The sequence below is a fragment of the Photorhabdus akhurstii genome (assembly GCF_018448925.1).
GTDB lineage: Bacteria > Pseudomonadota > Gammaproteobacteria > Enterobacterales > Enterobacteriaceae > Photorhabdus > Photorhabdus akhurstii.
The window spans coordinates 47,797-73,222 of sequence record NZ_RCWE01000014.1; the positions used below are offsets into that span (position 1 = coordinate 47,797).

The following is a 25,426-nucleotide window of genomic DNA, read 5'->3' on the forward strand; positions in this document are numbered from 1 at the left end:
CAACTCGATGAATGAATGGTGCGGGAGGCGAGACTTGAACTCGCACACCTTGCGGCGCCAGAACCTAAATCTGGTGCGTCTACCAATTTCGCCACTCCCGCAAAGATGGTGGCTACGACGGGAATCGAACCTGTGACCCCAGCATTATGAGTGCTGTGCTCTAACCAGCTGAGCTACGTAGCCATCTTTTTTGCATTACCTTCATCGGCGTTGCGGGGCGCATTATGCGTATATCAGCTAAATGCGTCAACTGCTTTTTTCTCGAAATCTGCTTAAAGTCGCTTGTTTGATTGGCATATAAGCATTTTGCTGTCAAAAGCAACAAAAAATAACATTACCCTTCAAGCAAGTGTTGTAACAGGACACCATTAAGCATAGCACGTTTAGTCAGAGCGAAGGCGCCAATAGCAGAACAGTGGACTAATTCAGAAACCACGATTGGCAGATCTTGACGAAATTCTTTCAAAACCTGAGAGTTGATACAACTTTGAATAGCGGGTAAGAGCACTTCTTGAGCTTCAGTAATTTCTCCCGCCAGCACAACCTTCTGTGGGTTAAATAAATTAATCGCGATAGAGATGGCTTTGCCGAGGTGATGGCCGACGCTTTTTATCACTTCAGAGGCTAATGGATCATTTTGATTAGCGGCTTGGCAGATAGCTCTGATATTGCAATTATTCAATGTTAGCTGGCTTGGAAAACCTTGCTTTAATTGATGCTGAACTCGCGCTTCTATTGCTGAGTTAGCGGCGATAGTTTCCAGGCAGCCAAAATTGCCGCAGTGACAACGTTCACCGAGTGGATCAATTTGAATATGGCCAATTTCACCTAAGTTTCCTCTATTATTGAGAAGTATCTGGTTATTGATAATCACCCCGGCGCCGGTACCTCGATGGATACGTACCAATATTGAATCTTCACAATCACGGGTAGCGCCGAAATAGTGTTCAGCCAATGCCAAACTGCGAATATCATGACCCACAAAACAGGTAATGTTGAAATGCTTTTTCAAATTATCGACCAGAGTCCAGTGAGTCACTTTAATATGAGGCATATAACGGACGATGCCGGTATCGGGGTCAACTAATCCGGGCAGGATAACTGAAATGGCGATGAGCTCACGTATCCTGCGTTGATTTTGTTGAATAAAGTTTTCTATTGCGTTGATGAGCTGGTTTTCAACTTTTTGCTGAGTCGCTTCAGGCAGTGGATAATGTTCTTCAACCAAGGCCCTGCCGCTCATGTCATAAAGAGCGAGAGTAGCATCATGGCGGCCAAGGCGGACACCGATAGTATGGAAGTGACGATTTTCAGTAACGATGGAAATGGCGCGGCGGCCTCCGGTAGAGGCTTGTTGATCGACTTCTTTAATCAAGCCCCGTTCGAGTAGCTGACGAGTAATTTTAGTCACACTGGCCGGCGCAAGTTGACTTTGTTCAGCAATTTGAATGCGAGAGATTGGCCCTTGTTGATCAATCAGCCGATATACCACGGCTCCGTTAAGTTGCTTTACAAGGTCAATATTACCAATTTGTTTTTGTGTGTTGTTATAACTCATCAGCTATTTAGTCCGTCAAAGTTCAGTTTCTTTTCCGTTAACGATGGTCTTGCAGATTTTAAAGTCGTGACTGAAAACAGTGAGGTTAGCGATTTTCCCGGTTTCAACGGCGCCAAGATATTTATCAACGCCAATTGCGCGAGCAGGGTAGAGAGTTGCCATCCTCAGTGCTTCATCTAGTGCAATACCAACATGTTCAACGCTATTTTTAACGGCATCTATCATAGTGAGAGAAGAGCCACTTAGAACGCCGTTTTGATCAACACATAATCCGTTGCGATAGTATATGGTCTTACCTGCGAAGGTGAAATGCTCCATTTTACAGGAGGTCGGATCGAGTCCGGCTGGGGCCGTCGCATCTGTTACTAAAATTAACTTATCGTTTTTCAAACGCTTGGTATTACGAATATTTGGCCATGAAACGTGCAAACCATCAGCGATGATTCCAGCATAAATTTCAGGTGTATCAAAGATAGCGCCAATCAAGCCGGGTTGGCGGCCTGAAATAGCTGGCATGGCATTATAAAGATGGGTTGAGATAGTAATTCCGTTTTGGAATCCCTGTCGGGCCTCTTCATAACTGGCATTTGAATGACCGGCGGAAATGACAATACCGGCTTCTACTAACTGCTGAATATATTTTTGTTCAACCATTTCCGGTGCGAGGGTCAACTTAGTGATGACATCAGCGTTATCGCACAGGAAATTTATCATTTCAGATGTAGGCTTACGGATAAGCTCTGGATTATGAGTGCCTTTCTTTACCGGATTGAGATAAGGGCCTTCCAGATGCAGGCCCAAAGCCTGATGCTGATGATGCTTAAGATAAGTGCGCATGACTTCAACAGAGGCCATCATCAATTCGTCTGTGCTAGTAATCAGAGTGGGTAAGTAACTGGTACAGCCGGAGCGTTCATTGGTTCTTTGCATGATATCCAGTGTTTTTTCTGAAATATTTTCCAACTGATCGTTGAACTGAACACCACCACAGCCGTTAACTTGCAGATCAATAAAGCCGGGAGAAAGAATTGCGCCATTTAGATCACGTTTTTCAATCTGTTCGGGTAACTCTTGTATTAGGCAAATTCGTTTAATTAAGCCGTCTGCAATGATAACGGCATGCTCATCTAGTCTGTTGTGACCGGTATATATAATGCAGTTGGTTAAAGCATACATCTTAGCCTCCTATGGGATCGGGAGATGATGATTGAAGATAATGACGGTAATCAGCCTGCGAGAGAGGCATCAGGCTGTGTAGATTGTTAATTTTTGCTGGCGAATTCGCCGATAATATCTGCTTCCAGTTGGTGGAAATATTTGACTGTTTTTACCTTCAATTCCATTGTTGCCGGTTCGTCACAAACAATGATGGATTTAGGATGCATTTGCAGACAGCTTATCGTCCACATATGGTTGACATTGCCCTCGATTGCCGCCTGAATGGCTTGAGCCTTATTGAGACCTGTTGCAAGGATCATAATTTCTTCTGCATCCATTAACGTGCCTACGCCGACGGTCAGGGCGTATTTAGGCACCTGATTAATATCATTATCGAAGAAGCGGGAGTTAGCTGTGCGGGTTTCTACGGTAAGTGTTTTAATGCGTGTACGGGAAGTCAGAGATGATGCCGGTTCATTGAAGGCAATATGACCGTCGTTACCGACACCCCCCATAAATAGATGTATTTGACCGTAAGATTTAATTTTGTCTTCATAACGTTGACATTCCGCTTCGACATCAGAGGCATTACCATTGAGCAGATTGATGTTTTCTTTTGGAATATCAATGTGATCAAAGAAATTCTGGTGCATAAATCTATGGTAGCTTTGTGGATGATTCTCGGCGATACCGACATATTCGTCCATATTGAATGTCACAATATGTTTAAAACTGACTTTCCCTGCTTTATGCAGAACAATTAACTCTTTATAAGTTGTCAGTGGTGTACTGCCGGTTGGCAACCCCAAAATAAAAGGGTGCTCGGCGGTGGGGTTAAATGCATTGATTTTGCTAACGATATAGTGTGCGGACCATTTACCAACGTCACTTGCATTCGTTAGGGGGATCAGCCTCATAATTGCCTCTTAAAACAAGAAATTATAGCGGTTGGATAAATTAGCTGATTAACTAATCTTCTTATCGTGCGAATACTAAATCATTGGTATGAGCAGAGATATGCTGTACCTCAAAGATATTTTTTATCTTAAAATAAGATGTAAAGAATAGCTAGAAAATTAATAAAAAAGTTATGAATTTTACGGTTTTTGTCACTTATTAAGTCATCTTATTTCGCAAGGAAAATAAAAGGGAACGAGAGATGAGTTCCCTTTTAAATTCAAGGTGTTTTTAGCTATGACCTTTTGTGTGGTTTCTCTGAATGTAGTTGAGTGCGTATCTGCCCGGCAATGCTTTCTGCCTGGGGACCTAATACAACTTGAACGCTCTGTTTACCTATTTTCAGGACGCCTTTTGCACCTAATTGTTTTAACCGGTGTTCATCCAATTGAGTGTTGTCTCCAACGGTTAAGCGAAGACGGGTAATGCAGGCGTCTACCGTATGAATATTTTGTGCGCCACCAAGAGCGGTAATGTAATGTTGGATTGTTTCGTTATCTTGGGCGGCAGAGATCGCTTGAGTTGTCTCTCCAATTTCACGGCCTGGGGTACGTAAGTTGAAAATACGAATCATGAGGGTGAAACAAACAAAATACAGCACAAAGAACAAGGCGATTAATGGGATTAACAACCACGGCTTGGTTGCCAGACCCCAGCTCAATACAAGGTCAATTAATCCGGCGGAGAATCCAAAACCATGCAGAATACCCAATGAATTGACGATAACCATGCTAACACCAGCCAATATTGCATGCAGAACATATAAAGCTGGCGCCAGGAATAAGAATGAGAATTCTATTGGTTCAGTTATACCGGTTAAGAATGCTGTCAACGCAACGGATAATAACATTCCGCCAATCTGAGGACGACGTTCCTTTGGCGCTGCGAAATACATTGCCAGCGCCGCGCCGGGCAAACCGCCCATAAAGATGGGATAAGCCCAGGCCATGTAAACTCCGGCATGTGGATCACCGGCAAAGAAACGGTTCAAGTCGCCGCGGCTCATATCGGTGGCGATTTGGGTAATGGTTGAGCCATCAATACCTGGAACCGCTGCGCCGATGGTCAGAGAACGGACAACATCCGGCGCCAGGCAGATATTATGTACAGAGCTGGCTAAATCATAAGTAATTTTCAGGCAGTCACCCAGACTAAACCAGAAAACAGAGTGCAGAATATAGTGCAAACCAAATGGAATGAGAGAGCGGTTAAGTACACCATAAGTAAACCATCCGACCATGCCGCTCTTTGATACTAACAAACTGAAAGAATCAATACCGTGCTGGACATACGGCCAGACATAGCCGCATATCCATGCAATGAACAGACAAATAATGCCTGTCATGATAGGGACTAATCGCTTGCCTGCGAAGAAAGCAAGAAACTCTGGCAAGCGTGTATCTGAAAAACGGTTATAACAATGACCGGCGACAATACCCGCGATAATACCGGCGAAAAAAGACATATTGATAGTCGAGTCTATGACTGACGTGGCTTTAGTGAGTACTAAAAAGCCAACTACACCTGCCAGTGCGGCAGCGCCGGCATTATCTTTTGCTAAGCCTACTGCGATACCTAATGCAAATAGCAGTGGCAGGTTTTCGAAAATACCACCGCCAGCGCTGGCGATGAAAGGAATATTAAATACATCGGGTTGGCCGAAACGTAGCAAAAGCGCGGCTACGGGAAGCGTGGCAATGGGAAGCATCAATGCTTTTCCCAATCGCTGCAAGTAGTTGAATATACCCATAATGCTTACCTTAGTTGTAGGATGTTTTATTGAAAAAATAGCTCGCTATGAACAACAGCAATACAACTTATTTTTAGTTGAAAAATAATAAAAAGCTACACATAAATGAGTAATTGTGATCACTGTAGCGATATTGTTTAAAATTGCATAAATTAAGTCATGTGTAGTAAACGGATGCAGATTTTCAATTGAATTAACATAGTGATTTATTTGATTTTTAGCTATCGAAATAGATTGAGTGACATAAAACTTGATAATGAAAAACGGATAAATTAATAAGAGTCTTAGGAATGGGCATCTGTATGTGCCCATTGATTTAGTGGATAGTCTAAGTGTTATGATTAGACATTAAGAGACAGAGTTTTGGTTTGATATATAACTTATTGAGATTTCTTCCCATGCTTTTTCCATACTATCTTCGAAGTATGCTTTTGAAATTAAAGAACTTATGTATTGTAACTGTTGACTAGTGGTAAATAGATTTTTTTCGTATATTGATATTATCTTCTCAGTAAGAGAATCTATATTATATGTAAATTTATACTCTGAAGAAAAATAAGAAGCTGCTTCAATTAAATTTAAATTGGGTAAGATTGTGCATACGCCATTTAATGCCGCTTCTAATGGTGTAATGCCAAGAGTTTCATAGCGTGATGTACATACAAAAATAGATTTGTTTTTTATGCTATTGAAAACGCTGAATAACTCTGTTTGGGATAACTTATGTGATATAAAAAACTGTGACTGATATCTGGGGGGAACCATAGATATCAATTTATTCCTTCTGGTATTTTTGCTCTCTTCATCACCTGCAATGAAAACTTTAACGGGAATACCTTTACCCAGTAAATCAATTGCTGAATTGATTAATAGTTCTATATTTTTAAAATAATCTAATCTGGCTGCCGCAGTAAACAATAATAATTCATTTTTATTAATTTTAATAAAATCATTAATATATTTATTTTCTATGTTCAATTCAGTATTTTCTTCAAAGAAAATAGGTGGGCTAATGTTTTTTATATTGTCTGGGTTTATTCCTTTTTTGAGTAAAAAATTACCTTGTAATTTTGAATGTTGGAAAACAAAATATTTTTTATCAATTAATGTCTCAATCCCTTTCATTTGTTGAATATTAAGATGTTGAGCCTTATTTTTATTTTCAAAAGCATCATATGTCTTTTCCAGAGAATAGTGTTGATGAAAGTCTTCTACGAAAGGGCCATGATGCGTTATACAACAAGGTATATGGGGAGGGTGATAGGATAATAATGTATCTGTTTGATAATAAACTATTGCAGGAACTGTCTGATCATTTTCTATTGATAATATAGAGATACATTTTTCCAGCATATTTCTTATGTCTGAAATTTTCATAGAGAAATTAAAAAAGATATTTATACATTTTATATCTTTAATTATACCCTCGGTTATTTTAGGTGAAATTAATGATTCATCTCTTTTGTAGAGTATAAAACCAGAAAGTAAGTTTCTTTTTGTAAAATAATCAGCAACTTTTAGTGCGAAGGATGTCGCTCCAACTTTAAAACCAGAATAATAATCATTTGATATGTAGTTGCCATTAATGACTATTACTGCTGGAGCTGCTGCTACTTTCTTGCTTGATATTATATTTGGCATTCTTATTTCCCTTAGGGTGTTTTATTAAATAAATGAAATTATTGAGCATTGTTTTCATGTGTTAATTTTCTAGTTTAATATTCAGAATGATTAGGATTGATTAAGTGTATCATACTATACTTGGATAGTTTTATTACACATAAGATACCTGATAATATTATTACCTTAATAATAAATTGCAAAGTATTTTATTGTTTATTTACGATGGTTTAAACATTAAAATGCGTGTATGTAACGTAACTCTTTATTATTCTTTAGTTTATTTTATTGGCTTGGTTATAAATTTATTTTCAAACAAATACCCGTTAGAGAATAGTGGTGTAATAGAGATAAAATCATGATGGTGAAATACTGAATTATCAGAATTGATTATGAGATTAATTTATTGTTATTCTTGGTTTTTTATATATAAAAATTTAATTTATAATGTCATTAATGGTGTTTCAATCGTAAATTTGATATGTATAATTATTTTTTATATTTACAGAGTGAAAGCATCGATTAATAGGTAATCTAGAAATTTAAATTATAGATTTATGTTCATTTTATCAAGTGGTTATTTATGACAAACATAGTGTCAATTATTTATTCTTTAAAATTGGATGGTTATTATTCGATAATGTTTTTTATGGTTGAATGAAATATTGATTGAAAATAGTTTCATGAGTTATTTCATATTGCAAATTACTCAATGCTCCTTCATTTTTACGGATAATTATAAATAAAGCATGCTGTATTGTTGACTATGCCACTGTTGAGTGCTTTTTCGATCTTAATAAAGGTTTGTTCGTAACTATTTGTTATATATGAGATTGTGGAAGCATGGATAAATGGGTTTGGATTGCTAAGTATCATGCTTATTTTTCAGTAAAAAATTATAAAAGCAGTTCCTTTTTTGGCGGAGAGTTGTTTTTTCGCTCCAACTTTGTACTGAATCGCCATTTTACATGAACAAACGGTTGTTTCTCAGCACTGCTTGTTGGATTATAGGCGGTTATGTGACGCATTTTTGCATTATTGAGGTATAAGAAATGAGTGAGGCAGACGCCCGCCCGACAAACTTTATTCGTCAGATAATTGACGAAGATTTGGCAACTGGTAAACATACATCGGTACATACTCGCTTTCCGCCTGAACCCAATGGCTATCTGCATATTGGTCATGCGAAATCTATCTGCCTGAACTTTGGTGTTGCAAAAGATTATCACGGCCAGTGTAACCTGCGTTTTGATGATACCAACCCAGTTAAGGAAGATGTTGAATACGTCGATTCTATTAAAAATGACGTTCAGTGGTTAGGTTTTGAGTGGAGCGGCGATATTCGCTACTCTTCTAATTATTTCGATACGCTGTATCAATATGCTATTGAATTGATCAACAAAGGTCTGGCTTATGTTGATCAATTGAGTCCCGAAGAGATCCGTGAATATCGCGGCACGTTGAAAGAACCGGGTAAAAACAGCCCATATCGTGACCGCAGTATTGAAGAAAACTTGGTGTTGTTCGAAAAAATGCGTGCCGGTGAATTTGACGAAGGTAAAGCTTGTCTGCGCGCTAAAATTGATATGGCATCACCTTTCATTGTGATGCGTGATCCAGTTTTGTACCGTATTAAATTTGCAGAACATCATCAGTGCGGTGAAAAATGGTGCATCTACCCAATGTACGATTTTACCCACTGTATCTCTGATGCTCTTGAAGGTATTACACATTCGCTGTGTACGCTGGAGTTCCAGGATAACCGCCGCCTGTACGATTGGGTGCTGGAAAACATCACTATTGATTGTCACCCGCGTCAGTATGAATTCTCGCGCTTGAATCTTGAATACACAGTTATGTCTAAGCGTAAGCTAAATCTGTTGGTGACAGATAAGATTGTTGAAGGTTGGGATGATCCCCGTATGCCAACGATCTCGGGCTTGCGTCGTCGTGGTTATACTGCCGCGTCTATTCGTGAATTCTGTCGTCGTATTGGTGTCACCAAGCAGGACAACAATGTGGAAATGGCAGCATTGGAATCTTGTATCCGTGATGATCTGAACGAAAATGCCCCCCGCGCAATGGCTGTTCTCGATCCGGTCAGATTAGTGATCGAAAACATGCCGGAAGGGGAGCAGATTTTGAGTATGCCTAATCATCCGAACAAACCTGAGATGGGCAGCCGTGAAGTGCCATTTAGCCGTGAGATCTACATTGACCGGGCAGATTTCCGTGAAGAAGCGAACCGTCAATATAAGCGTCTGGTATTGGGTAAAGAAGTCCGTCTGCGTAACGCTTATATCATCAAAGCGGAGCGCGTTGAGAAAGATGCTGACGATAATATCACGACGATCTATTGCAGCTACGATGATCAAACGTTGAATAAAGATCCAGCGGATGGTCGGAAAGTGAAAGGTGTGATTCATTGGGTTAGCGCGGCTCATGCGGTTCCTGCGGAATTCCGTCTGTATGATCGTCTGTTCAGCGTACCAAACCCAGGGGCGGAAGATGATTTTCTGGCGACAATTAACCCAGAGTCGCTAGTGATTCGTCAGGGCTTTGTGGAGCCAAGTTTAGCTGATGCTAAACCAGAACAAACTTATCAGTTTGAGCGTGAAGGTTATTTCTGTGCTGATAGTTGTCATTCCAGCGCCGAAAATTTGGTATTTAACCGTACCGTTGGTCTGCGTGATACCTGGGCAAAAATTTCTCAGGATTAATTAAGATAATGAACTGTACCTCACAAGTTGGACATTTAATCCAGCATGAGGTGCAGTTTTTTTATGGCTAAATTTGTCATTACTAGAGAAAGCTAAGCTATGGGTAAACGGGTTATCAGGATTACAGGATAAAATCAAAAGTATCAATTCATACGTAAACACCTCTATAAGTTGTTGATAAATATTTTATTTATCTTTTGGGAATAAATTATCTGCCATGAAATCGACAAAAGCTCTGACTTTAGGTAATACCCAACGGTTAGATGGCCAGAGAACACGGAAAGTGCTTGAAGTACCCGCCCACTTATCCAGAATGGTTAACAATTCACCGCTAACCAAGGCTTGTTTAACGGTAAAATCAGGCAAACAGGCGATGCCGTGACCTTGGATCGCCATGTGCAGCAATGTTTCGACGTGATTGCTGGTTATCTTTGCTTGGAGATGAATGTCTACTTCGGATGTTCCTGAGCGCAAAGGCCATTTCTCCAACAGGCCGGTAGTGGGAAAACGGTGCATCAAACAGGCGTGGTGTAATAACTCTCCGGGATGTGATGGTTTACCGTGTTGTGCAAAATAGCTTGGAGCGCCAACATAGACAAGACGGCTAGACCCTATACGTTTATTCATTAGTCGTGAATCGTTGAGTTCTCCAGTGCGAACCACAGCATCGAACCCTTCATCGATAACATCAACTAATCGATCACTAAAATCCAGTTCTAGCTCTATCTGTGGGTAACAGGTGGCAAAAGCGGATAATACGGGCAACATCAGGTTACTGAGCGATGGCAAACTTACTCGCAGGCGGCCTTGAGGGGCAGAGATGGAGCTTAATAGTTCATGTTCCGCAGTGGAAATCTCGTCCAGGATACGTTTGCAGCGCTCAAGGAACAGTGTGCCTTCAGCCGTCAAACTGACACTACGTGTGCTACGTTGGAGCAGGCGGACACCTAATTTCTCTTCTAAGCGGGATATGCTTTTGCTAACGGACGAAGGAGAGAGTCCGAGTTGCCGGGCTGCTGTCGCGAAGCTACGAGCTTCGGCTACATGGATGAAGATTATAAATCCACTCAAATTATTCATTTGGCCTCCTGGGATTTTTTTAGGTCACTATTGGTGACAAGAAAGTCACTTCAGAAGTGATTTTAGGTCTATTTATCCACTATTAGCGAATCTGTAGTATGAAATAAAATTCATTTTGCTTTCGCTGCCATATAGCGATGCACAGTACATATTTAAGGGCGAAAATCGAAATGGTCATGAAAACCAAAATAGATACGGGATCGAGTGTAAATAAAATTTCACTCGTCTTGTCTTATGACCGTGGTCATTCCTTTGAATACCGTGCGTAATGGGAGCACAGTAGAGCTGAGTTTGGCCATTAACATCTATATTCTTACCTACGGTATTGCGGCAATCTGTGCTAACAGACTGATAGGATTGCATAAACATAGAACGACTATTTTTGGCTTGAGAAGAGCCTATATATCATCTATTTCATCGGTTGAATGTTACTAAAAGGGTTTATTATGGAACTCGCTATCAACACTCAAAACAAACTTAGAAAAGAAACCGGTTATTTTTTATCTCCACTATGGGAAGACGTTTTCTCTAAAGAGTTATTGGAGGAGCTTAATTCAAATATATTTCTGGTCGCTTGCCGCTCTGGACAGGTGGAGCAGAATTTATTAAGAAAATTTATGATCCAGCACCATCATTATTCACAATATTTTACCCGCTATCTCTGTTCATTGATGGGAGGTTTAGCAGACCAAAAAGATTTTGTGTTGCTTTCTCACAATTTGTTGGAAGAGCTAACAGGAACCGATGCTGCAAAGATATCTCATGCAGAGTTATATAAAAAGGCGATGGCAGCTATTAACGCTGTTCCTAAAAGTGATCCGATTCTTAACAGCACTCAGCAACTGATTGATGCTATGTTTCGCCACTGCCGCAGTGATGATTCTCTAAGAGGGCTTGCGGCACTGTGTTTAGGAGCTGAGGCGATTGTACCTTTGGTTTATGGCCCAATTTTGGATGCTTTGCAATTCATAAAGGCACCTGATGATGCATTGCATTTCTTTAGAATCCATGTTGAAGAAGATGAAGATCATGCCATTGCGATGAGGAAAATTATTGATCGGATGATTGAGGAGAAACCTTACCGGAGGGTGGATGTTATTGCAGTGGGTGAAGAAATGGTGCGTTTTCGCATTGCGATGCTTAATGAACTATATCAAAGCAATATTGGGGTAAATACAGATGTAACGCTTTTATCCGAATGTGATTGAGATACTTTGCGTCATAATGACATGTGCAGCAAAAGTACTTGATATGGTTTCTAGTGGTGAAATATCAGCATAAAGTGTTGATAGATATATTTATGGTGAAAGAAACAATACAAACGTTTGCGATCATATATAACGTAATAATTATTGGGTTGAATTCATATGATATCAAAAATAAAAAAAGAAATTAATCATTGACTATTCTATTGAATGGAAAGTTAACTTTAAATGTAAATATTGTTGGACAACAAATTATGTAACTAATATTGGAAAAGTCTGAGAAGAAATACTATATTAGAGAATGTGTGGTTGTTGTGAATAGCTTTGATCAAAATTCCTACGAGGACGATAAGTAAAGTTCTGAAACATAAGTTAAGGAGTATTTCTGCTAAAATTCTTGATAAATATTAAAGAAATAAAAAAGTTTCATATAGGATTCTAAAAACCGCTAATTACATATCTAGTAATTAGAATTGATTATAAGTAAGGTAATATATTATGAATTGAGTTTTTCATGAGAATGCTATTATCAAAGTTGTAAGAAAAATTGATTCTTGTTGAATCTCCCGATGTTTCTGAGTTTGAACGTATGGAGCGGTTCTTTAACATTCACAAAGATGTGTTCCCACCAACTCATTTTCAGCCCACCGGTATTTTTACTAAGAATTTAAGCTGCCTCTTTTTTGGAATTAGGTTACAGCGTAAGAGTTATTGTTGCCATGATAGCATTAGAGGAATATTGTCCATTTGTTGCTTATGATATTGAAGAAACGATGAACTATACCTTGTTTAGTATAATGCGACATAATTCGTTTCTGTGAGAAATGGCAATATATATGAAATATTAGAAAATAGTGAAAACTTTGATGCTATTTTTTTGAATTATAATCTTCCGTTTATTCTTGAAAGTGACTTTTTTCGAGAGGAAACTGATTATACGCTTAACAATCCAGAAGATATAACATATAAATGTTTTCTTAAGAAAGTAACAAAGTAAGTATCTCAATTGATAGGGAAAGAGGCTTGTGGGGGCTAGCTGTTAGGGAAATAAAATAATGTTTAATGAATAATTCATAAAGCATGATTATAACTATTTTTCTATATGAAGAGAGAAGAAAAGACGATAATTCAAAAACATACAAAAATTTTTAATTGATATCTTTGGCCTGAAATGTTTATTGCTATAAATCCTTATTAAGGAGAATATATTTTGACTTCGGAAAATATTTCTGTATCACCTGTTGCCATTGTTGGTGGTGGTCCCGTTGGCCTGATGTTGGCTTTATTCCTAGATTTATATGGTGTTCGTTCCGTTATCTTTAATTTGGAGGAAGAAACTCGATGGCAACCTAAAGGCACTACCCATAGTGCCCGTATTATGGAGCATTATCGTCGTGTAGGTATATCTCAGTCTATTCGGTCATTAGGATTGCCAAAAGAGTTCCCTTTGGATTCGTCATATTTTACCAAGTTTAATGGGTGGGAACTTGCACGGATCTCCTTACCGTCGGAAATGCAGAAAATGGCTATGCGCGACAATGCGGCTTCGACAGATCAGGTACCAGAGCCCATATTACGTGTAAATCAAATGTATGCTGAACGGTTTTTGTTACAACATGCAAGGAGTTGTCCGAATATTACAATAAGATATGGTTGGCGTGTTAAAGATTTTATCCAGTATCAAGACAAAGTAAAACTTTATGCGGAGCATGTTGATGGAAAATATGCTAATGAAGTCTGGCAGGCGGCATATATGGTTGGGTGCGATGGCGGGCAGAGCTTTGTTCGATCTAAGCTTGGTATCGCATACGAAGGAACAGTTGAAGCTAAGGCAGGTTTTCTAACAGGTGGAATGGTTTCCAGCTATATCCGTGTTCCAGGAATTCATCAAGGATTATTACGAGACAAAAAATCCTTGATGTACCATATTATCTCACCTGGGAAGCATATGTTATTTATCTGCTTAGACGGTGAAGATGATTTTTTATTTGTGACCCAAAGTAAAGATGGGAAAGTTATCGATGATTCGGAAGTTATTCGCATAGCGCAGGCAGGAATCGGTTCAGATGTTGAGATATTAGTCCTTGGCAATACGATATGGAAAGGTGGTGTTGCTCTCGTTGCTAATAAATATTCTGAGGGTAGGGTATATTTAGCAGGCGATTCTATTCACTTATTTTCGCCTACTGGTGGTTTTGGCATGCATACGGGGATCGACGATGCTAGCAATTTAGCCTGGAAAATTGTTGCGTCTATAAATGGTTGGGCGGGCAATGCGCTAATGGATTCTTATGAAAGCGAGCGTCGCCCAATTGCATTGAGAAATACTGCCGCTGCACGCTCTTATACCCGGCAGACAGCATCACTATATGTGCCTGAGAATCTGGAAGATGCGGATTCTGCGGGTGATTTGGCGCGTGAAAAAATTGGTATTGAGCTGAGTAATTTTCGCTGTCAATTTACTTCTATCGGTGTTGAACTTGGCGCCCGATATGATAGTTCTCCTCATATTATTAATAGCGATCCAGTACCGGATGATGATTGGCTTAATTATAAACCAAGTAGTGTACCTGGAGGGAGATTGCCGCACTTATGGCTTACACCTATTCCTGGCGTCAGGGTATCTCTGTTCGATATTTTAGGTACCGGATTTAGTTTGCTGCGGATAGGATCTCATTTTCCAGATATATCTGAATTATTAGCTCAAGCATATCAACGTAAGATTCCGGTCAAGATTGTTGATCTTCCCGGTCATGATGCTTGGCAATTATATCAAACCAGGCTCCTATTAGTGCGCCCTGACCAATATATTGCTTGGAGAGGTGATAAGGTTCCTGACAATATAGGTTCAATATTGGATAAAATTGTCGGCAGGTAACGGATCTTCTGGTAATGTCGATAGGACTAATATAATTGTCATAGCAAAGCATTGATGGTTATTTGGTGTGCATATAAAAAATTAGCGAACAATCGAAATATCATTGGGGTTTGGTGTTAGCGTATTAAGAGAGGTGCGCCTGTGGAACGGGTGGTTGGGTGTATAGAACGATAATATAGTTCAACCATCACTGTTATTACGCAGAATAATATAGTTAATTTTATTAAAAATATTTATCGGTAATTTTGATGGAATCTCTTGCACTTTTGTCAGAACTAATAGATATATACCCTAAAGATTTCAAGATGCATCGCGACGGCAAGGGAGTGAATCCCCGGGAGCATAGATAACTATGTGACTGGGGTGAGCGAGTGCAGCCAACAAAGAGGCAACTTGAAAGATAACGGATATATAACATGGTATTGCCAGGATAATTAGGGAGCATAGGCAGAAATGGTGCCTAAGATATTTGTAAGATGAAATATTTTGGGTGTTATTTCAGAATGCAAATTTTACAATAAACTACAATATTGGAGGTAATTATAGTGAAAGAAACGTTTTTCTCATCTGGAGACTTTGGCAAAGTTCCCGGAGAATTAATTGAAGATAAGCCTGCTAAATTGATTCATGAAGATGTATTGAATTCTGAATTGAGTCAAGATTTGAGTTTCTCAAATGAAAGGCGCCATAAAGTGGCTATGGTTAATTTACCCAGTAAAGTTCTCAGTATGACTCTGGGAGGATTACAACCTGGACAATCAACCCGTAAACATAGACACAGTTATGAAACCATAATATATATTGTTGATGGTGAAGGGTATTCACTCATTGGTGAACAACATGTTTCATGGAAAGCCGGTGATGCGATATATGTGCCTGTGTGGGCATGGCATCAACATGTTAACAGTAGTGCTATTGATGAAGTATTCTATATTGCATGTGAAAATGCGCCAATGTTGCAAAACTTAGGTCTTGCTGTTCGTGAAGAGCTTTAAATTCAAGTAAATATAGGTTGTATAGATTGTACTTAAAAACAGATAATGATTTAACCGGGATAAAAGCTTATTAGCAATATCCCGGTATTTTATATGTATTAATTTTCTCTAATTTAATTCTGAGAAAAATAGGGATTTCACCTCAATTACTGAGTTTTTATTAAATTGAATCCGGATTGTTTAACTATTGTCTATAATATAAAAAATCACAACTGATAGTTTATTTTTTTAAATATTATCATTGATAAATAATTTTACATCTATTTTAGTTGGAAAATAGATGTATTAATCAATCTATTTTTTAGTACGTTTTTCATATTGTTAATCTTTCGATTTTGTATTATTTTTTATTTTTATATCAATGATGTATATAACTTACCTCGTGTTTCTTTGTAATGTGTTCTCTGTCATGTTTTACAAAAAATTTCTTTTTTTTCATTGATAATTCATGATGTGAAAAATAGTCTTTATAGATGTTGATTAAGTGATTTTAATTTTCTTTCTTAATGTAAGGTTTTTTATTTTATAAATCGATTTACATTTTTAGCAGTAATTTTATGGTTACATATGTGCAAGATTGGCATTTATTTTTCCAAAGTGAGAAAGAGATTAAATTCAACGTCATCAAGTCATTTATTGTCTTCTCATGGCTCGTTGTTGTTGCTCTTAGTGTTTCTGAGCAGCGGCTTACCTTACATAACTTTTGTGTTTGAAAGAGGTAATAATGAAGAAATTTAAATTGCATACATTAGCAGCACTGACTGCAACAGTTGGACTTATAGGCTCTGTATATGCTTCCCAAACAGCTCAACAAGTGGTTGATGCACTGAGTCAATTAAAAGTTAATTATAAGGTTGTTGATAATCAGGCGGGAGATCACGGCGTTAACTGTGCGGTACTGGGGGCAGATTGGGCTAAATGTAATCGAGTGGATATTACTTTAACCAATGGTAGTCAGGCGATTGACTCTTCTGACTGGGCGATTTATTTCCACAGTATCCGCCAGGTTCTGAGTGTGGATAATGAACAGTTCAAAATCACACGTATCACGGGCGATTTACATAGACTGGAGCCAACCGAAAAATTCACCGGCATTAAAGTTAATGAGCAGGTAAAACTGCCGCTTATTGGAGAATACTGGCAGATTTACAGTACTGATTTTCTGCCCCGCTGGTATGCAACGTCGGGTGACGCGAAACCTAAAGTACTTGTTAATACGGATACAGAAGATCTGAGCCAATTTTTATCTGCTTTTACCGGCGATCAGTGGAAACGCACGCAGACAGATAACAATATTCTGATGACGCCTGAAAATCGTTATATGAAAAACTTGCAGGTCAAAAAGGTTGGATCAGAAAAATTGCGTGGGCAAATTATCCCGACACCAAAAGAGGTTCAGATTTTTACCGAGGATGTTGATTTATCTGGCGGAGTGAGACTGGAATTAGGTGGTTTAAATGACGAGGCAGTTATTCTTGTCAGAAAACGTTTTACTGATCAAGGAATTAAATTAGAGAATAGTGGTTATCCCGTTGCGACCCAAATTGTCTCTTCAGATTTTACTGGTGATTGGCAGGTTAAAGGGGCTTACCGTCTGAATATTACCCAGAATGGGGCTCAAATTGTTGCTTTTGACCAATCTGGGGTGTTTTACGGCCTTCAATCTCTGTTGTCATTAATTCCTGTTGATGGCGATAGGAAGATTGCTACTTTGGCGGCAAAAGATGCCCCCCGCTTTGAATATCGTGGGGTTCTCCTTGATGTAGGGCGTAATTTTCACAGTAAACAGGCTGTTCTGCGTTTGCTTGACCAAATGGCAAGTTACAAGTTGAATAAATTCCATATTCATCTGACTGATGATGAAGGTTGGCGTTTGGAAATTCCTGGATTACCTGAGTTGACGGAAGTCGGCAGCCAGCGGTGTCATGATTTAAGTGAAACTCAATGTTTGTTGCCACAACTGGGTTCAGGTCCTGATAACAACAACATGGGCAGCGGGTATTTCAGTCGTCAAGACTATATTGATATTCTGAAATATGCCAAAGCGCGTTATATCGATGTTATTCCTGAAATTGATATGCCAGCCCATGCTCGTGCCGCCGTTGTTTCTATGGAAGCCCGTTATAAGAAATTGATCGCTCAGGGGAATGTGAAAGGAGCGAATGAGTATCGTTTGCTGGACCCAGCGGATACCACCAGAGCAACCTCTGTTCAGCTCTATGATCGTCGCAGTTATTTAAATCCGTGTATGGATTCTTCAAAACGGTTTGTTGAGAAAGTCATAGGTGAAATTGCCGCTATGCATAAAGCTGCTGGCTCACCATTGGAGACCTGGCATTTCGGCGGAGATGAGGCGAAGAATATCCGTTTGGGAGACGGATTCCAGGATAAAAATGGTCCTATCGTACCGGGTAAGGGCATCATCGATAAAAGTGCGGAAGATAAACCGTGGTCTAAATCTCAGGTTTGTCAGAAGTTGATAGAACAGGGTGTTGTGAAAGATATTGATCATATTGCCAGTTATTTCGCAATTGAAGTAAGCAAAATTGTGAACGCTAATGGTATCGAGAGGATGCAGGCGTGGCAGGATGGTTTAAAACATGCCGGCAGTGCTAAAGAGTTTGCCACTAAACGTGTTGGAGTGAATTTCTGGGATACTCTCTACGATGGCGGTTTTGATTCAGTCAATGATTGGGCAAATAAGGGCTATGAAGTGGTGATATCTAATCCAGATTATATTTATCTGGATATGCCATATGAAGTTCATCCACAGGAGCGTGGCTATTATTGGGCGGCCCGTTTTAACGATGAAGCTAAGATCTTTAGTTTTGCGCCTAATAACATGCCACAAAATGCTGAAACTTCCGTTGACCGTGATGGTAATGCATTCCGTGCGAAAAGTGATAAACCGTGGCCGGGCGCTTATGGGCTTTCAGGTCAAGGATGGAGTGAAACGGTTCGTACTGATGAGCAGATGGAATATATGATTTATCCGCGCTTGTTGCCGCTGGCAGAACGAGCATGGCACCGGGCCGGTTGGGAGCTGGATTATGTTCCGGGTCAGACATATAAGCGGGGAGAAACGTATAAAGTCGATATAGATGCGCTTAATCGTGACTGGGCCAGGTTCGCTAATCTGATAGGGCAACGTGAACTGAGTAAACTGGATAAAGCAGGTATTGCTTACCGTCTACCGGTTCCGGGGGCTAAGGTAAAACGTGGCATTTTGCGGGCTAATGTTGCTCTGCCTGGATTGGTCATTCAGTATTCGACTGATGGCGGTCGTAACTGGGAAGTTTATAACAACCATAAACGCCCAAGAGTGAGAGGTGATGTGTTAATCCGTTCTGTCAGCCCGGATGGTAAACGTTACAGCCGAATTGATAACGTAAAGGCATGATAATGTTGTAGCAAGAGGGGAACCCTGATGGGTTCCTCAATCTACAGATTCAGAGGAAAATGGGTAAATTGGATAAACTACAGTTATATCTATGACGTTAGTTATGTAAAAATTTTTCAATAGATGAAACTCAATTACCTCTTCATGTATTGAGCGAAAGTTGATTATAGACACTCATTGAATTACAGTTGCATTACAATGTAATTCAATGAGAGATCTTATATGGCTACAAACCAATTAGTACAAACCCGTATAGATGGAGAGATTAAGACAGAGGCGGCTGCCGTTCTGGCTGCTATGGGTTTGACTGTATCAGATGCCGTTCGCATGATGTTAACGCGGGTAGCAAGAGAAAAAGTGTTACCTTTTGAGCCGTTGGTACCAAATGAGACAACAATAGCTGCAATGAAAGAAGCTCGCAAAGGTTGCGGTAAATCATTTTCCACTGTAAAAGATTTAATGGCCGATCTTAATGCGGACGATTGACTACGCAAGCCAATTTAAGCGAGATTACAAGAGAGAAAAGAAAGGTCGGCATCGTGAAGTTCTTGATGACGTACTGATGCTGGTGACTGAATTATTGGCTTCTGATAGTTTGCTAGAGCCGAAATATTGCGATCATGCTCTTTCTGGTGATTGGAAGGATTTTCGAGATTGTCATATCAAGCCTGACTTGATACTGATTTATCAGAAACCCGATGCGGACACATTGTGCCTTGTCCGTCTTGGCTCTCACTCAGAGCTTGGCTTATAGCTCATCTTTGACAGACCTGAATCAGCTTGAAATATAGCCCCTTTTGGGGAACCCTGGCGGGTTCCCCTCTAGGTAGATAAAAAATTAGCGGTTCAGGCGTGAATCACTTCTCGTCATGTGCGCTACTATCTTCGCGGCAATTACCGGCGGAGCAGTGACCATATAAATAAAGGCTGTGGTTTGAAAGTTTAATCCCATAACGCTCAGCAATGTTCTTCTGGCGTCTTTCAATATATTTGTCACTGAATTCAATGACTTTACCACAGTCCAGGCAGATTAAATGGTCGTGGTGGTGTTGTTGAGTGAGTTCAAAAACCGATTTGCCGCCCTCAAAGTTGTGACGGGTGACAATTCCGGCATCATCAAACTGATTCAACACGCGGTAGACAGTAGCAAGTCCAATCTCTTCACCGTTATCAATCAGTTTTTTGTAGAGATCTTCCGCACTGACATGGTGGTATTCAGGCTCCTGTAACACTTCCAGTATTTTCAATCGAGGAAGTGTAACTTTAAGTCCAGCATCTTTTAATGCTTTGTTGTTGTCGGTCATGCGGATTCAGTCCTGTTACTCAGTAAAGTGAACTTAGCGATACTTCAAAAAGTACCAGTTAGTTATCAGATTATGATTATAGGCATGGCTAGTGAAAATGAAAACCACGTTAACCTGAACTTTCATTACACATTTTGCCAGAATAATCATTTATAAAAGGCAGGAATAACCTTACTATTTATCGTGTTTAGGATATTTTTTGCCATTCTTCGTAATAAAAAGCGGATTTAAGCAGTGTTCTAATAAAAGCAATAGCCTTTGAACGCGATCCCACAGGGCGAGTGAAGCGAGTCACTTCTCACCTACCGTGGGTTCACTATTGATAAGAAATAGCCTGCACCAATTGCGCTTAATGGGATAGGCCGCTATCCTGCAAGAATTTCTGACAAACTCAGCTCTTCGTAGATCTGCTTGGTCCAGGCATTAACACGCTCTTCTGTTAATTCTGGTTGGCGGTCTTCATCAATAGCAAGCCCGATAAAATGGTTATCATCAGCCAGACCTTTTGATTCTTCGAAGTGATAGCCCTCAGTTGGCCAATGACCAACAATAATGGCGCCGCGGGGTTCAATGATGTCACGGATAGTTCCCATAGCATCACAGAAATATTCCGCGTAATCTTCCTGATCGCCACAACCAAAAAGAGCGACCAACTTCCCTTCAAAATCGATCTCTTCCAGAGTAGGGAAGAAATCATCCCAGTCGCACTGCGCTTCGCCGTAGTACCAGGTAGGAATGCCGAATAGCAGAATATCGAACTGTTCGATATCTTCTTTGCTGCTTTTGGCAATATCATGGACTTCTGCAATGTCGGAACCCAGAATTTTTTGGATCTTTTTGGCAATATTTTCTGTGTTGCCGGTATCGCTGCCGAAAAATATACCTATAATTGCCATAGGATAATATAACCTCTTGTTTTATTTGTGTATTTCTGTATGAGATATACGTATAAAATGTTAAAAATCAGTGAAAAAGGTACTGATTGTATTAATAAAAAAACAAAATCCTATTTTGACTAAACAGTCAGGACAATTCTGTCAAGTTTGTGTGATTTCGTGCCTTCAATGCTATCAAGTCGCGATGTTGCTTTCTGCTAACTGGGCCAGCAAAATTTGCTCGATGAGTTCACTGCGGCTGATGTTGCGTTGCTGTGCAAGAAAGTTAAGCGCATCTACTGCATCAGCATTTATTTTCAGTTCCACACGACGCAGACCGCGCACCTTATCACGGCGAAGTTGGTTACGTTTGTTGACTCTGAGTTGTTCATCCCTGGAAAGTGGGTTGGTTTTTGGGCGCCCCGGTCTGCGTTCATTTGCGAACAAATCCAGAGTGGTGCGATCCATTTGTTCTTTTGCCATAAATTCAATTAATAAAGGGCGTATACCATAAAATATAGCACGCCATGATACCCCAGCTTCTAGTGTATCGCTACTGCCTGACAAAGATAAAAGCGGCGTCATTGCTTATCCGTAAAGGATTGTGATTGAGTTTCCGTTTTAGCGGTGCTGGTATTTTCTACGGTACTCTACTGGTGTTAACCCATTAAGTTTCTTGAATAACTCTCTGAAATAACGAGTATCTTCATAGCCAACTTCATGGCTGATCTCTTCTATGGTCTTATTCGATTTTTCTAACCGGCATTTCGCCAGAGATAATCGAATCTGTTGGATATATTGAATAGGCGTCTGGCCGGTTGCAGTCTTAAAACGCCGCTTCATCTGTCTTTCACACAGATGAATTTTATCGGCCAAATTACCAACTGATAATCGGTCCGATGGGGCAGAATGCATCCAGTCTTGTAGTTTGTGGATTAATGTATCTGAATGTTGGCGATAGGGGACAAAACTTGCCAGAGTGTGCGAAGGGAGACCTTCCATATCGCCAAATATAAGCTGACTACAGGTTTCCCGGGTATTTTGACCATATATCTGCTCAACAATGTGCATCATGACATCGTTGTATTCATAGGTGCCAGAAGTACAAAAGATATTGTTATCTCTGGTGACTTTTATTTCCGAGTGTAACTGTACTTGTGGAAACATATCCTTAAATAAGTTGGTAAACAGCCAGTGGGTGGTGGCTTTACGGTTATTGAGTAAATTAGCTTTAGCCAGGATAAATGAACCGGAGCAAATAGAGACGATAGGGATATTTTTTTGTTCCATCATTTGCAGCCAATCTAAGGTTTCTTGCGTGCAAGAGTTGAGATCGTTATAGGGGAGTCCGATTGCCCCCACCAAGACAATATCTGTTTGTTTAATTTCTCCTATGAGTTTATTGGGCTTTAGCCGAACACCGCCTAGCCCGATAACATCTTGATTATCTTGGGTAATGATATTGATTTCTGGTTCCGGTGCTCCGGCTAAGTGAGCGGCGGTGGTTAAAATTTCTATCGGGCCGGTAATCGAAGTTAGAGATCCTCCTGAAAATGCCAAAGCGCTTAACGAAACTGGATTCCTATCCATAAGAGTTCTCCAACTTAAAAGTTAAGATGTATAAAGATATTTAATTTATCTAACATATTAATAACTGAACGTTACAATTTAAATAATTTATTTACATTTTGTTAATTTATTAATCAAATAAACAAAAATAGACACATTTCGAGTCAAAATTTATGCTTCCTCTTCTTAAGAAATTAAGCTGAATGTCAATTCAACTTTCACCAATTTGTTGGTGCCATAAATGGGCGTATAAACCGCCTTGTTGAAGTAGTTGATCATGTGAGTCAAATTCGACGATTTGCCCTTGATCTAACACACAAATTTTGTCGGCATGGCGAATTGTGTTGAGCCGGTGAGCAATGCTAATAACCGTTCTGTTACGGCATATTTCATCCATATTTGCCATGATTGCGGCTTCAGATTCATAATCTAATGCTGAGGTGGCTTCATCGAGGATCAGAATAGTCGGGTTGACCAAGAGGGCTCTTGCTAATGCGATGCGCTGCCTTTGACCACCAGAGAGATTTGCCCCTTTCTCCCCGACCGGATGAGCAAAACCGTGAGGAAGCGATTGGATAAATTCAATGGCGCCAGATAACTCAGCCGCGCGATAGACTTCTGCATCAGTGGCGTTGGGTTTACATAGTCGGATGTTATCGATGATGCTGCCGGAAAAGAGGATACTTTCCTGGAGCACAACACTCATATTGCGGCGTAAAGAGACCGGATCGGCAATAGCCAGATCCATCCCATCAATTAGCACTTGTCCATGTTGAGGTACATATAGCCTTTGTAGTAAACGGGCGAGCGTACTTTTACCTGAACCCGATGGTCCGGTTATACCAATAAATTGACCAGATTTTATTGACAACGATAAATTTGCCAGAACCTCCGGTGTGTCGTCATGATAGCGGAAACGAATGTTTCTGAATTCAATTTGACCTGCCAGCTCAGGTACAGAAGCTAATCCTTGCTTACTGTTCTCCATTGGTTCATCAAGAATATCCCCCACACGTTTCAGAGCGATTAACGTATGCTGAAAATCTTGCCAAACCTGTGCCAGCCGGAGGATAGGTTGGGTGACATGTCCGGCCAGCATATTAAAAGCGATAAGTTGTCCCGGCGTCAGTTCACCACGTAAAACTTCTGTCACTCCCCACCATAAAAGGATTGCGGCGGTAAATTTTTGGACAAAATCGATGCCTTGCCCGGCAATTAAACCGCTTTTCCGTGCCGCAAAGCTTTTAGTTAATTGTTGGCTGAGAATGCGTTGCCACTGATGTAAAAAACGATTTTCAGTCGCGGTGGTTTTGATGGTTTCAATGCCTGTTACAGCTTCGGTCAGAAAGCTCGTTGCATTCGCATCGGTTTCATATTCTGCCTCCACTTTGCGGCGAATAATTGGCCCGGCAATAAGCCAGAATACGAAATAAACAAAGAGTGAGCCAATAACGATCCAGGTCAATATCTTGGCATAGTAAAACATAACGCCAATGAACATGATAACGAAAATCAGATCTAACAGCAGCATCAGGGTAGAACCCGTCAAAAACTGGCGGATTTGAGACATTTCTCTGACTCTGGCAATAATCTGCCCGGTTTGCCGTTGCTTAAAATATTGCAGTGGCAAGCTTGTCAGATGGCGATACAGTCGCCCGGAGAGTTCAGAGTTTATCTGGCTTGCCATATGCCCAAACACGGTGTTGCGCATAAAGCTATACAAGGGTTCGGCAAGGGCGATAGCGAGCATAGCCATACCTAATACATGCAGGCTGGATAAACTTCGTCCTACCAATACCTTATCGATGATGTTTTCAAACAGGATCGGGCTGACCAGCGCAAATAATTGCAGAACAATGGCAAATAAAAAGAGATCTCTTATCTGACTTTTTTGGCGAAAAATAGAGGGGTAAAACCAGCCCAGGCCGAATTTGACATGTTTTTTAGTTAATTCCTGATCGGCGATCAACAGAATCTTATAGGCGTGCTCTTTATTATCAGTAAATAAAGAGAGTGACTGCGTTTGTTTAGTCGTAGGATCGAGAACAGTAACATGAGTGTGGCTGACTTCAATCAGTACCCACCATTGCTGTTCCAATTCAATCAGTGCCGGTAAGGGTAACGTTGGCCCTGTATTGGCAGTTAATTGCTCAATTTTACTGTGTAGACCAATGGCATCGGCGGCTTCGCGTAGTTGTAAGTCATTCAGATATAAAGAATCAAAACCCAAGCTGTGTTGAAGTTGATCGATAGTGGCCGATTTATGAAATTGTTTCCCCACATAGACAATGCAATCCAGTGCCTGATTATGGGGGTTGTTACCGGAATCGGCAGCAGAAGACGGTAATATGTTCACG

At 40.1% G+C, this 25,426-nt stretch carries 18 protein-coding genes and 2 tRNA genes; 7 read left to right on the plus strand and 13 right to left on the minus strand.

What is annotated here, in order from left to right; all coding sequences use genetic code 11:
- Positions 1-16: 16 nt before the first annotated feature.
- The 7 genes from EAE93_RS15410 to EAE93_RS15440 all read right to left on the minus strand — a co-directional run bounded on the left by EAE93_RS15410 (position 17) and on the right by EAE93_RS15440 (position 7,064).
- A tRNA-Leu gene (locus tag EAE93_RS15410) sits at positions 17-101 on the minus strand.
- A gap of 5 nt (positions 102-106) precedes the next feature.
- Positions 107-183, minus strand: a tRNA-Met gene (locus EAE93_RS15415).
- Between the two features lie 151 nt (positions 184-334).
- On the minus strand, positions 335-1,558 hold the full coding sequence (gene nagC / locus EAE93_RS15420) for a DNA-binding transcriptional regulator NagC (protein ID WP_036813349.1): 1,224 nt from the start codon (positions 1,556-1,558) through the stop codon (positions 335-337).
- 15 nt (positions 1,559-1,573) lie between these two features.
- Positions 1,574-2,734, minus strand: coding sequence for an N-acetylglucosamine-6-phosphate deacetylase (gene nagA / locus EAE93_RS15425; RefSeq protein ID WP_214040031.1), 1,161 nt, complete (start codon positions 2,732-2,734; stop codon positions 1,574-1,576).
- Between the two features lie 86 nt (positions 2,735-2,820).
- Positions 2,821-3,633, minus strand: a complete 813-nt coding sequence (gene nagB / locus EAE93_RS15430; protein ID WP_214040032.1) for a glucosamine-6-phosphate deaminase — start codon at positions 3,631-3,633, stop codon at positions 2,821-2,823.
- Between the two features lie 275 nt (positions 3,634-3,908).
- Positions 3,909-5,423, minus strand: a complete 1,515-nt coding sequence (gene nagE, locus EAE93_RS15435) for an N-acetylglucosamine-specific PTS transporter subunit IIBC (protein ID WP_214040033.1) — start codon at positions 5,421-5,423, stop codon at positions 3,909-3,911.
- 348 nt (positions 5,424-5,771) lie between these two features.
- Positions 5,772-7,064, minus strand: a complete 1,293-nt coding sequence (locus tag EAE93_RS15440; protein ID WP_214040034.1) for a glycosyltransferase — start codon at positions 7,062-7,064, stop codon at positions 5,772-5,774.
- A 1,031-nt stretch (positions 7,065-8,095) separates the two neighbouring features.
- Between EAE93_RS15440 and glnS the strand changes: the two genes are divergently transcribed.
- Positions 8,096-9,763, plus strand: a complete 1,668-nt coding sequence (gene glnS / locus EAE93_RS15445) for a glutamine--tRNA ligase (protein WP_214040035.1) — start codon at positions 8,096-8,098, stop codon at positions 9,761-9,763.
- 186 nt (positions 9,764-9,949) lie between these two features.
- On the opposite strand, the gene EAE93_RS15450 is transcribed toward glnS, so the two are convergent.
- Positions 9,950-10,843 carry a LysR family transcriptional regulator gene (locus EAE93_RS15450; RefSeq protein WP_036776691.1) on the minus strand — a complete coding sequence of 298 codons (894 nt, stop codon included), beginning with the start codon at positions 10,841-10,843 and terminating at the stop codon, positions 9,950-9,952.
- A gap of 446 nt (positions 10,844-11,289) precedes the next feature.
- On the opposite strand from EAE93_RS15450, the gene EAE93_RS15455 reads away from it, so the two are divergent.
- From EAE93_RS15455 to EAE93_RS15480, 6 genes are all read left to right on the plus strand, one after another.
- Entirely contained in the window at positions 11,290-12,051 is a 762-nt protein-coding gene (locus tag EAE93_RS15455; protein WP_051560666.1) for a TenA family transcriptional regulator, read from the plus strand.
- Between the two features lie 1,207 nt (positions 12,052-13,258).
- Positions 13,259-14,926 carry an FAD-dependent oxidoreductase gene (locus EAE93_RS15460; protein WP_214040036.1) on the plus strand — a complete coding sequence of 556 codons (1,668 nt, stop codon included), beginning with the start codon at positions 13,259-13,261 and terminating at the stop codon, positions 14,924-14,926.
- 545 nt (positions 14,927-15,471) lie between these two features.
- Entirely contained in the window at positions 15,472-15,921 is a 450-nt protein-coding gene (locus EAE93_RS15465) for a cupin domain-containing protein (protein ID WP_036776681.1), read from the plus strand.
- 724 nt (positions 15,922-16,645) lie between these two features.
- Positions 16,646-19,321 carry a beta-N-acetylhexosaminidase gene (locus EAE93_RS15470; RefSeq protein ID WP_214040037.1) on the plus strand — a complete coding sequence of 892 codons (2,676 nt, stop codon included), beginning with the start codon at positions 16,646-16,648 and terminating at the stop codon, positions 19,319-19,321.
- A 222-nt stretch (positions 19,322-19,543) separates the two neighbouring features.
- The gene (locus tag EAE93_RS15475; protein ID WP_011145648.1) at positions 19,544-19,807 is read left to right on the plus strand and encodes a type II toxin-antitoxin system RelB/DinJ family antitoxin; all 264 of its coding nucleotides are present in this window, start codon (positions 19,544-19,546) and stop codon (positions 19,805-19,807) included.
- On the plus strand, positions 19,794-20,075 hold the full coding sequence (locus tag EAE93_RS15480; RefSeq protein ID WP_214040038.1) for a type II toxin-antitoxin system YafQ family toxin: 282 nt from the start codon (positions 19,794-19,796) through the stop codon (positions 20,073-20,075). Before EAE93_RS15475 ends, EAE93_RS15480 begins: the two co-directional genes overlap by 14 nt.
- A gap of 103 nt (positions 20,076-20,178) precedes the next feature.
- On the opposite strand, the gene fur is transcribed toward EAE93_RS15480, so the two are convergent.
- The 5 genes from fur to EAE93_RS15505 all read right to left on the minus strand — a co-directional run bounded on the left by fur (position 20,179) and on the right by EAE93_RS15505 (position 25,425).
- Positions 20,179-20,625: a ferric iron uptake transcriptional regulator gene (gene fur, locus EAE93_RS15485; protein WP_036776678.1), complete on the minus strand. Its 447-nt coding sequence runs from the start codon at positions 20,623-20,625 to the stop codon at positions 20,179-20,181.
- A 365-nt stretch (positions 20,626-20,990) separates the two neighbouring features.
- Entirely contained in the window at positions 20,991-21,521 is a 531-nt protein-coding gene (gene fldA, locus EAE93_RS15490) for a flavodoxin FldA (protein ID WP_110086743.1), read from the minus strand.
- Positions 21,522-21,695: 174 nt separating this feature from the next.
- Positions 21,696-21,983, minus strand: a complete 288-nt coding sequence (gene ybfE / locus EAE93_RS15495) for a LexA regulated protein (RefSeq protein ID WP_036776802.1) — start codon at positions 21,981-21,983, stop codon at positions 21,696-21,698.
- A 138-nt stretch (positions 21,984-22,121) separates the two neighbouring features.
- The gene (locus EAE93_RS15500; protein ID WP_036776676.1) at positions 22,122-23,090 is read right to left on the minus strand and encodes a GlxA family transcriptional regulator; all 969 of its coding nucleotides are present in this window, start codon (positions 23,088-23,090) and stop codon (positions 22,122-22,124) included.
- Between the two features lie 190 nt (positions 23,091-23,280).
- Entirely contained in the window at positions 23,281-25,425 is a 2,145-nt protein-coding gene (locus tag EAE93_RS15505) for a type I secretion system permease/ATPase (protein WP_214040039.1), read from the minus strand.
- Position 25,426 lies beyond the last annotated feature (1 nt).

Excerpts from the sequence above, each read along its gene's own strand:
- nagC (WP_036813349.1), bottom strand. The coding sequence starts at position 1,558 with ATGAGTTATAACAACACACAAAAACAAATTGGTAATATTGACCTTGTA.
- nagA (WP_214040031.1), bottom strand. The coding sequence starts at position 2,734 with ATGTATGCTTTAACCAACTGCATTATATATACCGGTCACAACAGACTA.
- nagB (WP_214040032.1), bottom strand. The coding sequence starts at position 3,633 with ATGAGGCTGATCCCCCTAACGAATGCAAGTGACGTTGGTAAATGGTCC.
- nagE (WP_214040033.1), bottom strand. The coding sequence starts at position 5,423 with ATGGGTATATTCAACTACTTGCAGCGATTGGGAAAAGCATTGATGCTT.
- EAE93_RS15440 (WP_214040034.1), bottom strand. The coding sequence starts at position 7,064 with ATGCCAAATATAATATCAAGCAAGAAAGTAGCAGCAGCTCCAGCAGTA.
- glnS (WP_214040035.1), top strand. The coding sequence starts at position 8,096 with ATGAGTGAGGCAGACGCCCGCCCGACAAACTTTATTCGTCAGATAATT.
- EAE93_RS15450 (WP_036776691.1), bottom strand. The coding sequence starts at position 10,843 with ATGAATAATTTGAGTGGATTTATAATCTTCATCCATGTAGCCGAAGCT.
- EAE93_RS15455 (WP_051560666.1), top strand. The coding sequence starts at position 11,290 with ATGGAACTCGCTATCAACACTCAAAACAAACTTAGAAAAGAAACCGGT.
- EAE93_RS15470 (WP_214040037.1), top strand. The coding sequence starts at position 16,646 with ATGAAGAAATTTAAATTGCATACATTAGCAGCACTGACTGCAACAGTT.
- EAE93_RS15475 (WP_011145648.1), top strand. The coding sequence starts at position 19,544 with ATGGCTACAAACCAATTAGTACAAACCCGTATAGATGGAGAGATTAAG.
- EAE93_RS15480 (WP_214040038.1), top strand. The coding sequence starts at position 19,794 with ATGCGGACGATTGACTACGCAAGCCAATTTAAGCGAGATTACAAGAGA.
- fur (WP_036776678.1), bottom strand. The coding sequence starts at position 20,625 with ATGACCGACAACAACAAAGCATTAAAAGATGCTGGACTTAAAGTTACA.
- fldA (WP_110086743.1), bottom strand. The coding sequence starts at position 21,521 with ATGGCAATTATAGGTATATTTTTCGGCAGCGATACCGGCAACACAGAA.
- ybfE (WP_036776802.1), bottom strand. The coding sequence starts at position 21,983 with ATGGCAAAAGAACAAATGGATCGCACCACTCTGGATTTGTTCGCAAAT.
- EAE93_RS15500 (WP_036776676.1), bottom strand. The coding sequence starts at position 23,090 with ATGGATAGGAATCCAGTTTCGTTAAGCGCTTTGGCATTTTCAGGAGGA.